13 protein-coding genes are annotated in these 14,270 nt (G+C 72.4%); 7 read left to right on the forward strand and 6 right to left on the reverse strand.

Annotated elements, in window-relative coordinates; genetic code table 11:
- Positions 1-140: 140 nt before the first annotated feature.
- Positions 141-1,352: an oxygenase MpaB family protein gene (locus QI554_RS19775; RefSeq protein WP_281471446.1), complete on the forward strand. Its 1,212-nt coding sequence runs from the start codon at positions 141-143 to the stop codon at positions 1,350-1,352.
- Between the two features lie 66 nt (positions 1,353-1,418).
- Here the strand turns inward: QI554_RS19775 and QI554_RS19780 are convergent, their stop codons facing one another.
- Positions 1,419-2,636, reverse strand: coding sequence for a TetR/AcrR family transcriptional regulator (locus QI554_RS19780; RefSeq protein WP_281471448.1), 1,218 nt, complete (start codon positions 2,634-2,636; stop codon positions 1,419-1,421).
- Between the two features lie 387 nt (positions 2,637-3,023).
- Between QI554_RS19780 and QI554_RS19785 the strand changes: the two genes are divergently transcribed.
- Positions 3,024-3,269 (forward strand): hypothetical protein, encoded by a 246-nt coding sequence (locus QI554_RS19785; protein WP_281471449.1) that lies wholly within the window; start codon positions 3,024-3,026, stop codon positions 3,267-3,269.
- 350 nt (positions 3,270-3,619) lie between these two features.
- Here the strand turns inward: QI554_RS19785 and QI554_RS19790 are convergent, their stop codons facing one another.
- Complete coding sequence (locus QI554_RS19790; RefSeq protein WP_281471450.1) at positions 3,620-3,871, reverse strand: phosphopantetheine-binding protein; 252 nt, start codon at positions 3,869-3,871, stop codon at positions 3,620-3,622.
- 242 nt (positions 3,872-4,113) lie between these two features.
- On the opposite strand from QI554_RS19790, the gene QI554_RS19795 reads away from it, so the two are divergent.
- The 3 genes from QI554_RS19795 to QI554_RS19805 all read left to right on the forward strand — a co-directional run bounded on the left by QI554_RS19795 (position 4,114) and on the right by QI554_RS19805 (position 7,487).
- A complete protein-coding gene (locus tag QI554_RS19795) occupies positions 4,114-5,091 on the forward strand; it encodes a hypothetical protein (RefSeq protein ID WP_281471451.1) in 978 nt (325 codons plus the stop codon).
- A gap of 379 nt (positions 5,092-5,470) precedes the next feature.
- Positions 5,471-7,018, forward strand: a complete 1,548-nt coding sequence (locus QI554_RS19800; RefSeq protein ID WP_281471452.1) for a PP2C family protein-serine/threonine phosphatase — start codon at positions 5,471-5,473, stop codon at positions 7,016-7,018.
- Between the two features lie 130 nt (positions 7,019-7,148).
- Positions 7,149-7,487: a hypothetical protein gene (locus QI554_RS19805; RefSeq protein ID WP_281471454.1), complete on the forward strand. Its 339-nt coding sequence runs from the start codon at positions 7,149-7,151 to the stop codon at positions 7,485-7,487.
- 82 nt (positions 7,488-7,569) lie between these two features.
- Here the strand turns inward: QI554_RS19805 and QI554_RS19810 are convergent, their stop codons facing one another.
- Entirely contained in the window at positions 7,570-8,316 is a 747-nt protein-coding gene (locus QI554_RS19810; RefSeq protein WP_281471455.1) for an MBL fold metallo-hydrolase, read from the reverse strand.
- Positions 8,317-8,424: 108 nt separating this feature from the next.
- Positions 8,425-9,399 (reverse strand): GlxA family transcriptional regulator, encoded by a 975-nt coding sequence (locus QI554_RS19815; RefSeq protein ID WP_281471456.1) that lies wholly within the window; start codon positions 9,397-9,399, stop codon positions 8,425-8,427.
- Between the two features lie 317 nt (positions 9,400-9,716).
- On the opposite strand from QI554_RS19815, the gene QI554_RS19820 reads away from it, so the two are divergent.
- Entirely contained in the window at positions 9,717-10,814 is a 1,098-nt protein-coding gene (locus tag QI554_RS19820) for a GNAT family N-acetyltransferase (protein ID WP_281471457.1), read from the forward strand.
- Between the two features lie 178 nt (positions 10,815-10,992).
- Entirely contained in the window at positions 10,993-12,057 is a 1,065-nt protein-coding gene (locus tag QI554_RS19825) for a hypothetical protein (protein ID WP_281471459.1), read from the forward strand.
- On the opposite strand, the gene QI554_RS19830 is transcribed toward QI554_RS19825, so the two are convergent.
- Both QI554_RS19830 and QI554_RS19835 read right to left on the reverse strand, forming a co-directional pair.
- Positions 12,002-13,552 (reverse strand): oligosaccharide flippase family protein, encoded by a 1,551-nt coding sequence (locus QI554_RS19830; RefSeq protein ID WP_281471460.1) that lies wholly within the window; start codon positions 13,550-13,552, stop codon positions 12,002-12,004. The genes QI554_RS19825 and QI554_RS19830 overlap by 56 nt on opposite strands.
- Before the next feature lie 274 nt (positions 13,553-13,826).
- The gene (locus tag QI554_RS19835) at positions 13,827-14,243 is read right to left on the reverse strand and encodes a hypothetical protein (protein WP_281471461.1); all 417 of its coding nucleotides are present in this window, start codon (positions 14,241-14,243) and stop codon (positions 13,827-13,829) included.
- Between the last annotated feature and the right edge of the window lie 27 nt (positions 14,244-14,270).

Raw genomic sequence — 14,270 nt, forward strand, 5'->3', positions numbered from 1 at the left:
CGCCACCGGCATGCGTCGATATGTTAATTGAGAATCTCTCCAGCGAGCGTCCTTGAGATGTGCTCGCCACGCCTGATTCAGCGCGCGAACCACCCCTAGATCGAGGCACTTCCCGGCCTACCTGGAGGGTTGGTAAGTAAATGGAAAATCTCAGTAGAAGGCGTGCCCTGAAGCTCGGCGCCGCGCTCGGGCTCGCCGCCGTGGCACTCGACGCCCCCAAGGCCTGGTCGTGGTCGTCCTCGGGGTCGCTCGCCGGGACCGACACGGTCACCGACCCGTTCGCGGTGTGGGACCCCGTTCCGGACGAGGTGGCCGCCCGGATCCTGGCGGACGGCGCGACGGCGTCGGTCAACAGCGCGTGGAAGACGTGGGTCAACAACGGCGACCCGCTGCCGGCCGGCATGCCGGACTACCTCAAGTCCTACCTGCAGCAGGTCAACCAGCTGCCCTCGTGGGCCGATCCGGCGCTGCTCGCCGCGTCCGAGAAGCTGTACAAGCGGCTGAGCATGTACCTGTTCCTGTCGCTCAGCCTGGGCAGCGGGATCCTGAGCACCGTGATCCCGCGTGAGGCCCGCGCGGTCTACTGGTCCGCGGGCGGCGCCGACATGAAGGCCCGCGCGGCCAAGACCTTCACCTTCGGCTACGACCTGGCCGCCGCCAACACCTGGACCCCCGCAGGCCACTTCGTGGTGACCGCGAACAAGACGCGCCTGGTGCACTCCACCGTGCGGAACCTGCTGCCGACCTCGACGCACTTCCAGTCGGGCTCCGACCAGCCCAAGCCCATCAGCAACGGCGACATCCTGCGCACGTTCCACTCCACCGCGACGTTCACCCACCTGAACATGGCCAAGTGGCACATCTCCCTGTCCAACGCGGAGCAGGCGGCGGACCTGCACGCGTGGCAGGTCGCGCTGCATCTGCTCGGCGTGCAGAGGCAGTTCATCCCCGCGAGCTGGTCCGACGCGGTGGCTCAGGCGGAGCAGATGCTGTGGCCCGACCTCGGGCCCACGACCGAAGGCACCAGCCTGGCCAAGACGCTGCTCGGGTACATCGAACAGCCCACGCTGGGCCTGGACACCGGGTTCGTCAGCGAGATGGTCCGCTACCTGATCGGCGACACGTACTGCAACTGGCTCGGCCTGCCGCACGATTACTTCTCGCGGGGCGTCATCGAGGTCGGATGGCCGCTCTACGTCGCGTTCCGCGAAGGGACTTCGTGGTTCATGCCCGCGAACTACTACCTGTTCGACCAGTTCGTCCGCGGCGTCGCGATGCTCTTCCTCAACAACGGCACCTCGGCGACGCAGACCCCGGTCACGCTGCCGTCGGCGAACCGGCCCGGCGCCTGAACCGCCGGGCCCCGGGCGGCGCCCCGCGGCACGGCCGCCGATCCGCCCGCGGGGCGTCGCCCGCGCCTACACACCCAACGCGCCCACGACCAGTGCGGTGACCGCCGCCCGGTTCTCCGGGGAGTCCCGCCACCGCAGCAGGCGGCCGACCTCGACCACCACGCCGAACCCCGCGTGGATCAGGAGCCGGGCCTGGCGGGGGTCGAGCTCGGGACGGGCCGACCGCAGCTGCTGTTCCCAGACCGCGATGTGCTCGCGCTGCGCCAGGATCACGGGTTGCCGTACGTCGTCCGGCAGTCCGCGGACCTCGCCCTCGGCGACGCTGGTCAGGGCGGTGTGCTCGAAGCTGTAGGCCACGTACGTCGCCGCCAGCGTCGCCACGGCCGCGTGCGCTTCGGACACGCCGTGCAGGTTCTGGTTGACGGCCTGGGAGAGCAGGTCCGCCGCCTGCAGGCACGCCGCCACGAGGATGTCCACCTTGCCCGGGTAGGAGCGGTAGAGCGCGGAGGTGGCCAGGCCCACCGCCTCCCCGATCTGCCCGTTGGTGACGTTGGCGAACCCGTCCCGGGCGAACAGCGGGACCGCGGCCGCCAGGATCTCCGCGCGTCGGGTGCGCGGCACCGGCTGAACCGGCAGTTCGACGAGCCGCGCGCTTCCGACGGTGGCCTCGGGGTCGGTGCGGGCCGCGCACAGGGCGGACTCCAGGAGCATGTCCTCGAGCCGGCGCTGGGCGATCGACGTGTGGTGCATCGTGACCGACCCGATCACCCCCAGCGCGGCCACGGCCCGCATCTGCCGGTTCCGTTCGCCGTGTTCGACGTGTTCGACGTGTTCGCCGTGTTCGCGCTGTTCGTCGTGCGGCAGGTCCTCGCGCCGCACCGCCTCGGCCACCCGGCCGACGACCAGCCCGAACTTCGCCCACAGGAGCCGGCGGTCGTCGCGGGCCAGGTACCTCGACTCCCAGCGGTACACGCCGCCGGAGGCCCGGTGCGCCACGGTGCGCCGGGTCAGGGCGGCGAGGACGTCGGGCAGGCCGGCGTCGGCCGGGACCGCGTCGAGCGCGGCGACGAGACCGTCCGCCAGGCCGTTCGCACACTCGGCGAACAGCGTGTACTTGTTGGGGAAGTGCCGGTACAGCGCCGCGGCGGTGATGCCGACGCCTGCGGCGATCTCCTCCATGGACGCCGCGTGGTACCCGCGTTCGCTGAACACCCGGCCGGCCGCTTCGACGATGAGCTGCTTGCGGTTGCGCGGACGCGTGGCCGCAGTCGGCTCGGCGGTCACCGACAGACCCGGGCGGACGCGAGCGCGGACACGGCCATGGGGTAAGTGAATCACAACGGACCTGCCGATCCCGGACCCGCAGGTGCCACGACGGGCTGCTGCCTGAGGCCGCTCGCCGCCGCAGTAGGGCGCGGGGCTGAACCGTCCCGACCGCGCGCCTCGGGACCGATCAGGCGCCCGCGCCCGCTCTTCCGCCTGCAGTCATCAGCTCCCCGAAGTGCCCGTCTCCTCGGCCCGCTTCAGGTCCTCGACGTAGTCGGCGACCCCGGGTGTGACGTCGGTGGTTATGGGGTAGCCGCGGCACGCCGGGCGGCCGTCTTCGGCTGTTCGCTTCCGCGAGGAGGGCACAAGCACGGCACCCGCCCGTTCCCGAGGACGAGAGGCGCCATGAACGACCCGTCTCCGAGCGACCCGGAGCGCGAGAGACAGAGCGACGAGGGCTTCGAGGACCCGCTGTGGCCGTACTCCGACCACCCCGCCGAGGACCTCCGGAACACGGCCGGCGGCGGCTTGCGCCCTCATCACCGCGTGCTGCCCTTCCCCTCCGCCGTCGCACGGGTGCTGGCGGCTGTGACCGCGGTGGTCCTCCTTGCGGCAGTGCTCATGAGCGCGCTCTGGTGGGTCCTGCGCTGACGGCACTTCGCCGCCCGCTACCGCACCGCCTACGACACGACCTCCGGCAGCACCCTCAACGAACAGGCCTGAGGCACCGAGGCCGCACCGGGGCGGATCGGCGCCTATGGGTGTGCGTCTCGGCCCGGCGCCCCGCTCTCCCGAATGCGAAGCCGGTCCGCCGGGGCGGCCGGAGCCCAGCGGTGTCCGGCGTCGGCTCCTGGGCCGGGGGCCGGGGGCCGGTGCTGAGGCCCCGCCGCGGTGTCTCGGCGTCTCGGTCCTGCCTGAAGGCGGGCGGCCGGTTCGCCGGGCTCGTCGCGATGGGCCGGTCGCCGCGCTGTGCCGCCGCGGCGACCGGCCATGGTGTTCGGTCAGATCGTCTGCGGCGCGAGGCGGCGTACCGCGTCGATCAGGTCGCCGACGGACTCGACGGCCTCGACGTCTTCGTGGGACAGGGCGACATCGGCATCGAGCTCGTCGCCCAGGCGCAGTGCCAGGCCCGCGATGCCGAACTCGTCCACGCCGAAGTCGTCGGCGAACCGCGACGCGGGTGTCACCTCCGACTCGGGGATGCCCAGTTCGTCGGCGACGACGGCGATGATGCGGCTCTCGAACGCGTCCACGTTGCTTCTCCTTGTGCTGCGGTGTCGCCGGGCGGCCGCCCGGACCCGGGGCGAGTACCACCTGTGCGGGTCGCGCCACGCACGGCGTGATGGGACTGTGACGCGCTGTGTCGGTCAGGGCGGTCGTGGTCGTTCAGTTGTTCGCATGCCGGCGACTGCTCGGCGCGGAGTGACCGTCGGGGTTTCCGGGCAGAGGCATCCTGCGTATCCGCAGGCGGGGGCGTTCCGAAGGAGGGTTGCCGATGCCGCGCCGCGCCGCGCCGGACGCCGACGGCCGTTTCGACACGGTCGCCGGCGAGCTGTACGCCCTGCCGCCATCCGAGTTCACCGCGGCCCGCGACGCCCACGCCGCCCAGGCCCGCAAAGACGGCGACCGCCCCCTCGCCGAGCGGATCCGAGCGCTGCGCCGCCCGACGCTCGCCGCGTGGGCGAGCAACCTGCTCGTCCGCGCGCAGCCCGACGAGGTCGACGGTGTCCTCGAACTCGGCGAGGCGCTGCGCGCGGCGCACCGGGACCTGGACGGGGCGCGCCTGCGAGCGCTGTCCGCCCAGCAGCGCACCCTCACCACGGCACTGGCCCGCCAAGCACGCACCCTCGCCGCCGACGCCGGCCAGGCACTGAGCGACCAGGCCCTGGGCGAGGTCCGCGACACGGTGCAGGCCGCCCTCGCCGACCCCGACTCCGGCACTGCATGGGCGTCCGGACGGCTCACCCACCCTTTGGTCCCGCCCGCGTTCCCCGCCCTCGCGCCCGGGCCTCCCCCGGAGCCGGGAGCCGGAAAGCCGAAGCCGACGAAGGCGAAACCGGCGAAGGCGAAACCGGCAGCGCCGCAGACGGTCAGCGACCTCGACCGGGCACGGGCCCGCCGCGAGGCCCGTGCACAACTCGCCGAGGCGCGCCGGAAAGCCGACGCGGCGGCCGCGCGTCTCGCGGAACTCGAGCAGGCCGCCTCAGCGGCCCACGCCCAGGCCCTGGAAGCTCAGGAACGCCGGCAGCACGCCCGCGACCGACAGGCCGAGCTGCGTCGCCGGATCGCCGACGCCAAACAGGCCGAACGCGACGCCGCCGCCGAGGAACGCGACGCCCGGCACCGCGCGGAACAGGCCGAACGCCACGTGACCGAAGCGCGGCGTCACGCCGACGAGGCCACCGGGCACGTCGAGCGCCTCGCTGCAAAAGCAGACGACCCGGCAAACACGAGCCCCTCGGACCACCCCTAGACGCCCCACCGCACTGTCCCGCGACCCGTCGCGCAATCCGTATGGGTTGCCCCGACGTGGGCAGCCGCCCGGTGACCCACGACGGACTCCGAGAAAGGTCCGCCGCGCTGAAGGTCCTCGATAATGCGGATCAAGGGCGACCTGCGCCGGTTCAAGGTGTACATGGGGACCCGCGGCGCGCCCGGCGGCAGCCGCGAGGGTGCCTGACGCCGGGCCGACCGGTTTCTCCCCTGGTACCCGACGCAACCGGGCCACGCCCCCACCTGGGCACCGCTGCGGCCATCCGGCGGGCCGTGTCGTCCGCGTCCGGGGCACGTGGTCCCTCCGGCGGGCTGCGGGCGCGTGACATGCTTTTCGTATGGCGGATCACGGAGTTCCTGTGGCGCCGGACGGTCTGATGGGCGGGCGCGACCCGGTCGTGGCGATGGTCCGGGAGCTCCTGGCCGGCGTTCCCGGATCCGCGGTGTTCCTCGAACCGGAGTTCGGGCCGGGCGGCGAGGTGGCGGACTTCCGGTTCGCGGCCGCGTCCCCGGACGCTGTCGACATCGGCGGGCGCCGCGGCCCGGAGCTGGTCGGGGCGAACGTCCTGCAGACGTATCCGGGCGTGGACGCCACCGACCTGTGGCAGGGCTACCTGAGCGCGTTGGCGACCGGTGTCGCCTACGAAGGGGAACTGGAGTACGAAGAGGCGTCCCCCGGCATCCCGCACCGGTCCCGCTACAGCGTGCGCGCGGTGCCGTGCGTGCACGGACTGCTCGTCTCCTGGAACCGCCTGGACTCCGGCGAACGCGAGCAACGCCGACTGGTGCTCATGCAGCGCCTGGGCCGGCTGGGCTGGGTGGACCGGGACCTGGTCCGCGGGGAGATCGTCTGGTCCGACGAGGTGTACTCGATCTTCGGCAGGGACCCGTCCCTGGGCCCGATGCCCCTGGAGGACCTGGCCGCCAAAGCCGAGGACGAGGACGGTTCGGCGGCCGCGGACGCGGTCCGCCGTCTCCTGGAGGACGGCGAACCGCTGGACCGCACCTTCCGCATCCGCCTGGCCGACCAGCAGGTGCGCCATGTGCGGGTGGTCGCCGAAACCGAGTCGGACGTGCACGGCAGGCCGGTCCATGTCCACGGCTTCTTCCAGGACGTCTCCGCCGCCAAGCACGCCGAGCAACAACTGCTGGAGCAGCAGCAGGCCGCACTCGCCCAGCAGAGCCTGCTGGCCGCAGAACGCGACCTGGCCGCACGTCTCCAGGACACCCTGCTGCCGCTCCCCCAGCAGAAGCTGGACCTCGCCGGCCTCACCGTCGACGTCGCCTACCAGCCCGTGCACGAAGGCCTCAACCTCGGTGGCGACTGGTACAGCGCCATCGAACTGCCCGACGGCAACGCCCTGCTCGTCGTCGGCGACGTCGCAGGCCACGGACTGGACGCCGTCGCCACCATGGCCCTGCTGCGCTTCACCGCCAAGGGCATGGCCATCACGGGCACCCCGCTGCCCACCGTCCTGTCCAACCTGAACACCCTCCTGCTGCACACCTCGGAGCGGGACAGCCACACGGCCAGCATGATCATGGCCGTCTACGAGCCCTCCGCCAGCCGACTCACCTGGGTCCGCGCCGGCCACCCGCCGCCGCTGCTCGTCCGCGACGGCGACGCGCGCTTCCTGCCGACCCCGGCCGGCATCCTGCTCGGCGCGACCGCAGAGTCCCGCTACGAGGCGTCCACCCTCGACCTGCGGCCCGGCGACCACCTGCTGCTCTACACGGACGGCCTGGTCGAACGGCCGGGCGAGCCCCTGGACGCGGGCCTCGTCCGACTGGCCCGAACCGTCCTGGCCCACGCCGACGCCCCCCGGTTCCTGGACGGCCTCATACGGGATCTCGTCACCCCGGAGGCCCGCCGCGACGACATCTGCGTCCTGCACATCAGCCGCTGACCAAGCCCGGCCGCTTCCCCGTTCGCGAAGCTACGGGTGTGGCATGCGTCGCCGACATCCGGGCAGCCCCTCACTGTCGGGCGGTACGGGGGCGCTGGGCCCTTGTCGGCCTGCGGGGTCGGAGGGCGGCATGAGGCGGTCGGCCAGGTCCGTGTGGAAGGCGATTCGCTGCCTCCGTAGATCCGGCGCGCCCACGGACCCCGAAGACCTCGCGGCGGACGACGGCGAAGAGGCCGTGGCGCGGCGCAAGGGCGTCTTCCTGCACTGCGCGGCGGATTCGGCGATCCGTCAGGCCGGCGGCTGGCCCGTACCCACGGCCGACCCGTTCGACGTGATGACCGAGGCACTCGCGTTCGGCCTCGACGACATCACTTACGCCGACGCGCTGGAAGCGCTGCAGACACGCCTCGCGCAGCACGGGTACCCGCCTTTCCGTCCGCCCCTCGGCTGGACGGTGCCGGGTCTGTGAGCGGGCACCACAGGCACCACGCCGGAGCCGGCGCGCGTCGCGCCACGCGCCGACACGCCGCGACCCTTTCAGCGGTCGCCCGTCACTCGCTGCGGACGGTGAGGCGTCCCGCGTCGTCGAGTCGTGCGAGGCGGTCGTGTTCCCGGTCGGCCCACTCCCGCACCCGGTCGGGGTCGAGCGCGGTGCCGTGGCCGACGTGAAGGGCGGTCGGGTTGAGGGCGAGCATCGTGCGGAGGCTGGCGAGGTTCTGCCGGGGGTCGTCGTGGAAGGGCGGGTTGGCGGGCCGGCCGGGGATGAGGCCCATGAACGAGTTCGCGATCAGGTCGCCCGCGACGAGGTCGCCGTCGTCGGTGAGGACGGAGACCGATCCGGCGGTGTGGCCGGGGGTGGGCATGATGCGCGCCGCGAGGCCGAAGTCCTCGAGGCCGGTCTCGCCGCGGATGAGCACGTCGGGTTCGAAGGGTTCAGCCTGGGCGTGGAGCTTCGGATTGCGGTCCATGAGGCGGCCCATCGGGCCGGTGGGCAGGTACGGTTCGCGGACCCGGCCGGAGCGGTACGGCCCCAGGTCGGCGACGTGGCCCGCCACGGGCGCGCCGGTGAGCCGGTGCAGTTCGGCGGCGGAGCCGAAGTGGTCGATGTGGCCGTGCGTGATGACGATCAGCGAGACATCGGCCGGGTCGACGCCGTGCGCGGTGATCTGGTCGTGAATCCTCTTGCCGCTGCCCGGAGTTCCGGCGTCGACGACGACGGGGCGGCGGCCGAGCAGCAGGTAGGCGTTGATGTTGTGCCGGCCCATGACCGGGATCGGGACGACCTTCGTACGGGACATGGTTCTCCTCCGAGATGTGCTGGTCGACACCGCGCGTGCGGGCATGGCGGAGCTCGGCCGGTACGCGAGCGCGCCCGGTGGCCGGCGGGCGGTGTGGGTGACGAGGGGTCAGAAGCGGCGGCGGTACTCGGCCGGGGTGGTGCCCAGCCGTCGGCGGAAGACGCGGTGCAGCGTCTCCACGGAACCCAGGCCGCTGGCCGCGGCGACGTCCGGCAGGGGCCGGTCGCTCTCCTCCAACAGCCGCCGGGCGGCCTCCAGCCGGGCGGCTTCGACGTAGGCGGCCGGTGTCGCGGAGGTGCGCTGGTGGAACAGCCGGGTGAAGTGACGCCTGCTCAAGTGCGCGCGGGCGGCGAGGACTTCGAGGGAGAGGTCCTCGGCGAGGTGTTCGGCGATCCACATCCGCAGTTCGTCGATCCGGTCGTCCGAGGAGCTCTGGACGGACAGCGGCACACTGAACTGGCTCTGTCCGCCGGAGCGTTTGACGTACATGACCATCATCCGGGCGGTCGCGAGCGCGAGTTCCTGGCCGTGGTCCTCGGCGACCATGGCCAGCGCCATGTCCATCCCCGAGGTGACGCCGGCGCAGGTCCACACCTGCCCGTCCCGCACGAAGATGGGATCGGGATCGACGCGGACGCCGGGATGCTCGGCGGCCAGCCGGTCCGCGGTGAGCCAGTGGGTCGTGGCGGGCCGCCCCTCCAACAGCCCGGCGGCGGCCAGCAGGTGCGCTCCCGCGCAGATCGACCCGATCCGCCGGGCGTGGGGGGCCGCACGGCGCAGCCAGTCGACGACCTCGTGGTCGATCACCGGCTCCACGCCGCCTTCGACGAGCTCGATCGCCCCGGACACCAACAGGGTGTCGATCGGGCCGACCACGTCGTCGAAGGTCAGGTCGGCCATCAACCGGACGCCGCTGGAGGTGGTCACCGGGCCGCCGTCGGCCGTCGCGATCTGCACGAGGTATCCGGGTCGTTCGGCTCCGGCGACCCTGGAGGCGACGGAGAAGACCTCGGCGGGGCCGGTGGCGTCCAGCAGCTCGATGCCGGGGAAGGCGACGATCACGACGCGGTGCGGTTGGGGCATGCCCTGATCATTCCGCGCGATCGGTGATGGCTGCAATGACCAGGATCTGTCACATCAGGCCATGGGCGGAAGGACTTCCGGCGGTCGTCAGCGGTCGATCCGCCGGTGACAGCGGCACGGAGTTCTCCCAGGGGCGTCAGGGTGCCGGCCGGTTCCCCGCCGGGCCCTTCCCCCGTGCGGGTGGTGACTGCTTCCAGGGCGTGGCACGGGCGCCCCGCGCGGAGGCGCCGTGGCACGTTGGCCGCATGATGATGATGCTTGGCGGGGCCGGAGCAGGCCGGGAGGACGCTCGGACCACGGCGGTTCACGGGGATCGGATGGTGGCCGATCCCGGGGCGGTGGCCTCCGCCACGCCCTGGCGGTTCCGCGCGCCTGAGCAGCTGGCGCCGTACGAGGACGGCTGGCGCGAGCTGGCGGCCGCCACTCCTGGCGGGTCGTATTTCACGACTCCCGACTGGGTGCTCGCGGTCTGGGAGACGTCGGCGGTCGCGGACGCGGAAGCGGCGGTGTGGATCGACGGGGACGGACGCGTCGAGGCGGTGCTGGCGCTGGCCCGGATGCGTGCCCGCCTGCATCCGCGCGTCCCGATCCCGGTGACGCACTGGGGGCTGCTCGGGTACGGCGACGACGCCGCCGACCACGGCGTGGTGTTGACGGTCCCGCATCGGCGCGCGGATGTCGGCGCGTGGGCGCGGGGTCGCTGCCGCCGGGGCACCGTCTGGATGCCCGCCGTCGACCCGGACGCCGACCCGGTGCCGTTCCCGCGCGGCGTGCGTCCCGTCGCGCGTACCGTGTGCCCGCGTCTGGCCGTGGCGCCTGACCGCGCCGTGGGCTCTGCGGGCTTCCGGCGGCTCATGGCCCGACGGGGGCGCCAACTCACGGGCGAGGGCGTCAACTTCCGGTGGGTGGGTCCGGGCGAGGTGACGCGGGCCGACCTGGAGACCGTCCTGCGGCTGCACCGGGTGCGGCGGGACCACCTGGGCACCGCGACCGGTTTCACGCCGCGGCGGCTGGAGCTTCACGCGCGCCTGCTGGACCGGGCGGATTCGACGCGTGGACCTGCGGTGATGTTCGCCGAGGCCGACGGGGTCGCGGTCGGGGCGGTCTACGGCTTCCGCTGGCAGGACACGTTCGCCTATTACAACGGCGGCTGGGACCCGGCCTACGCGCGTCTGAGCCTGGGCACGGTGCTGCTCGACCGCACGATCGCGACCACGGTCGCGGCAGGGGTACGGACGTTCGACTTCCTGCGCGGCTCGGAGGCGTACAAGTTCGCGTCGTTCGGTGCCGAGCAGCGCTGGGACACGCAGTGGCTGCGCCCGAAGGGGCCGGTCGCCCGTACGGCGGGGGTGGCCCTGCGTCTCGGCAAGGCGCTCGGCGCGCGGTCGTCGGGAGGGCCGGCGGGGCGCCGTTGAGCCGTCGGTGTCGGCGAAGCCGTCCCGTTTCCCTCGAACGGCGGTGTGACGACAACCCGTTCGGTGCAAACGGCTGGGCCGTTCGATGGGGTCCGGTGTGCCGCCACCCGAGCGGGGTGGGTCGTGATGATTGAGTCAAATAGGACTTATAGCCCTGTGTCGAGGGAGTCGTGTTCCGATGCCTGCCAGACCGCCTCGCACGACCGCGGCCATCGTGTTCACCCGGATGCCGACCTCGCAGAACCCCATGACCAAGGGGAGGTTCCGGGAAGACCCGATGTTCACGTACTACCGCTGCATGGTGGTGGCGTTCGCGTCGGTGCGCCGTTGGAACGAGGACGTCGACCTCGCGCTGGTGTGCTCGGAGCCGCCGCCCGCGCCGTTCGACGTCGAGTTGGCGAAGCTCGGGGTCGAGGTCGTGCCGGCGCCCTTCACGCACCGTCCTCCCGCGGGCTTCGGGCGGTGGGGCGGATCGCTGTTCCTCCTCGACGCGATGGAGGCGTTGCGCGACCGGGGCGGGCTGCAGATGTTCCTCGACCCCGACATCCTGTGCGTGCGGCCGTTCGACGAGATGCTGCGGTTCCAAGGGGACACGGTGGGGGTGCAGGGCGAGCGCCTGTCGGACCTGCAGAAGCCCTCCTCCGACAAGTTCAAGGGGTACCGCGACACGTGCGCCGCGATGTACCCGGAGCTGGGCGAGACCCGGCTCGAACACGACCTGTACGGCGGGCACTTCTACGCGATCCCGGAGCACTTGATGCCGGTCGTGCTGGAACGCGCCGAACGGGCCTGGAAACTCTCGCTCGCGCGGTTCGAGCAGGGCCTGCCGGCCTTCACGACCGAAGAGCCGCTGATGAACTACGCGGTGCTCGCGGTGCCGACCACGCACATGGGGCCGCACGTGCGCAGCATCCCCACCGCGCCGTGGCGCCGGTTCCTGACCGACCCCACCGTCATCGACGGGCTCACGCTATGGCACTGCAGCCACGAGAAGGACATGGGATTCCGGCGCCTGTACCAGGCCGCGGTGGACCCGGACTCATGGTTCTGGACCGCCCCGGGGCGGGAGTTCCGTGCCAGAACGGGGGCCACGCTGTCCGCGACCCAGCAGACCCGCATGCGCGCACTCCTCAACGCGGGCGGGGACTTCGTCGAGCGGTACACGAGCGAGCGCATGCAGAACCGGCTCAAGCCGCTGTACGTCGAGATGGTGCGCGTCCACGCCAGCCTGCGCCGCCGGTAGCACCCGTCGGCCGGAGCGGATCGCCGAGCAGGCCGCGCGTGACGGCGACGGCGTACAGCGGCAGCTGCCGCCGCAACGGCCAACACAGCGCGAGTACGGGAAGCATGGCCAGCAGCCCGCACACGATCCGCGACACCGCCCCGTCGCCGAATCCGGCGCCCGCCCACCCGGCGGCGAACAGGGCTGCTCCGACGGCGGTGTGGACCGCGTACGGCTTGGCGAGGTCGCGCGGGGAGCACAGGCCGAGGCGGCGCCACCGCGCGACCTGGACCGCGTGCCCGACCCCGTGCGCGAGGGAGGCGACCACGGCGAGGAGGGCCAGGCGGTCGGGCCCGAGCACCCACAACGCGGTCGTGGCCGCGGTCGCGCCCAGGACCAGCAGCTGGACGCGGAGCAGCACCCGCAGGTGCTTGTGGGTCTCGTCGACGGCGTAGCCGATCTGACACAGCAGGACCAGCGGGGCTCCCAGCGCGAAGACCGGTACCAGCGCGGCCGCGGGTCCCCAGCCCGGACCCAGCAGGAGCTCGGTCACCGCGGGTCCGACCGCGGCGAGCACGCCGAACGACACGCACGCCGCCGCCGACGCCACCGTGAGCACGTCGGGAACGGCCCCGGCCAACGAGCGTCCCTCGGCGTTGATGCGCGCCATCGACGGCATCGTCGCGCGCCGCAGGCTCTGGGCCAGCAGGGCCAGCGGCAGGCCGACGGTCAGGACGGCGCGCGAGAACTGCCCTGCGGCGTGCGCTCCGCCGTGACGCGTCACCGCCCACAGGACGACGTCCGCGCCGACGACCTGGACCATCCCGAAGCACGCGAACGCGCCCGACACGGCGAGCATCGCCCGCGGCCGCACTGCGGTTCCTTCCGGCAGCGGGCAGCGGCGCAACCGCACCGACGCCGCCGCCAACGTGACCGCCGGCGTGATCACTTGAGCGGCGACCAGCCCGTACGGGCTCCAGCCCAGCGCGAGCAGCACACCGCCTGACGCCATGCCGAGCAACTGCGCGTACGACTCGGTCACCGCGCAGAAGCGGGCGTGGTTCAGCCGCTGCAACGCCGCGCTCGCGACCAGAGACGCCGGCTGGGTGAGGAAGAACAGGCCGAACAGCCGCACGATCGGATCGATCTCCGGCATGCCCCACAACTGCGCCAGGGGCGCGGCAAGGAGCAGCGATCCGAGGCAGCACAGGGCGCCGCCGGCGAACGCGACACGGTAGGCGGTACGGACGGTGGCCCGCGTCAGGGACTCGATGCGCAGCAGGTACGTCGCCAGGCCCGCACCCGCCACGTAGCCGGGGATCGTGAGCGCGGCGCTGGCTGCGGCGAACGCGCCGTACGCGTCGGGGTAGACCACCCGGGCGGTGAACGCGGTGTAGCACAGCTGCAGGAGGGCGCCGGCCACCGCCGAACCGTAGTTCCACGCGAGTGAGCGGACGGCGGTGCGTGCTTCGCTGGGCGCTCGTTCGCCCGGGTCCGGGCGGGTCGACGTGGTCACGCGCTACCTCGGCGGGCGTGTGTCGCCGCCGTCAGGCTCGCGGCCGTCAGGTTCGCGCGGCCGGGATCGCGTAACTCGGCGCTACGCGCCAGGTGCCGGGGATCGCCGCTCGCACCGGGCCGGTTGTGTGTCATCACGCGCACCTCGGACCCTCGTGGGCGGTCTGCCTTCGTCCTTCGGGCTCCAGGTTTTCGGAAACCCTGGCGCGCATCGGGCCGCCCGGCAGGTGACACGCGCGAATCACCCTGTCGGCCGCGGTCGGCCCGGGCCTCGGCTAGGTCGGAACCACCTGGGTGGTGAAGTAGTCGTCGGCCGGGTTGTTGGTGTTGTTGACCGCCACGAACGCGGTTGTGCCGATGTCCGGTTCCTTGATGTTGACGCTGCCGTTGCCGAAGCTGTCGGTGGTGATGGTGCCGTCGACCTGACCGCAGGTTGCGGCGCTCTGGATCAGGCGCACGTTGTATGTGGTGTTCGCTCGGGCGTTCTGCAGGACGACGTTCGCGATCAACGTTCCGCTGCTTGGCGTGTTGTAGACCACGAAACCCGTGCCGGGACCGGTTCCGGTGCCTCCGGCACTCGAGCCGTCGCAGTTGATGTTCGCCGTGGTGAGCGGGACCTTCAGTGATGCCGCTTGAGCGAATCCGGCGTTCAGCCCGAGGCCGAGCGCCGCGACCGCGCCGACCGCGACCACTCTTGCACCCCATCCGGTGCGACTGGC

The organism is Yinghuangia seranimata, assembly GCF_029953285.1.
Classification (GTDB): Bacteria; Actinomycetota; Actinomycetes; order Streptomycetales; family Streptomycetaceae; genus Yinghuangia; species Yinghuangia seranimata.

Excerpts from the sequence above, each read along its gene's own strand:
- QI554_RS19775 (WP_281471446.1), top strand. The coding sequence starts at position 141 with ATGGAAAATCTCAGTAGAAGGCGTGCCCTGAAGCTCGGCGCCGCGCTC.
- QI554_RS19785 (WP_281471449.1), top strand. The coding sequence starts at position 3,024 with ATGAACGACCCGTCTCCGAGCGACCCGGAGCGCGAGAGACAGAGCGAC.
- QI554_RS19795 (WP_281471451.1), top strand. The coding sequence starts at position 4,114 with ATGCCGCGCCGCGCCGCGCCGGACGCCGACGGCCGTTTCGACACGGTC.
- QI554_RS19805 (WP_281471454.1), top strand. The coding sequence starts at position 7,149 with ATGAGGCGGTCGGCCAGGTCCGTGTGGAAGGCGATTCGCTGCCTCCGT.
- QI554_RS19810 (WP_281471455.1), bottom strand. The coding sequence starts at position 8,316 with ATGTCCCGTACGAAGGTCGTCCCGATCCCGGTCATGGGCCGGCACAAC.
- QI554_RS19815 (WP_281471456.1), bottom strand. The coding sequence starts at position 9,399 with ATGCCCCAACCGCACCGCGTCGTGATCGTCGCCTTCCCCGGCATCGAG.
- QI554_RS19820 (WP_281471457.1), top strand. The coding sequence starts at position 9,717 with ATGGTGGCCGATCCCGGGGCGGTGGCCTCCGCCACGCCCTGGCGGTTC.
- QI554_RS19825 (WP_281471459.1), top strand. The coding sequence starts at position 10,993 with ATGCCTGCCAGACCGCCTCGCACGACCGCGGCCATCGTGTTCACCCGG.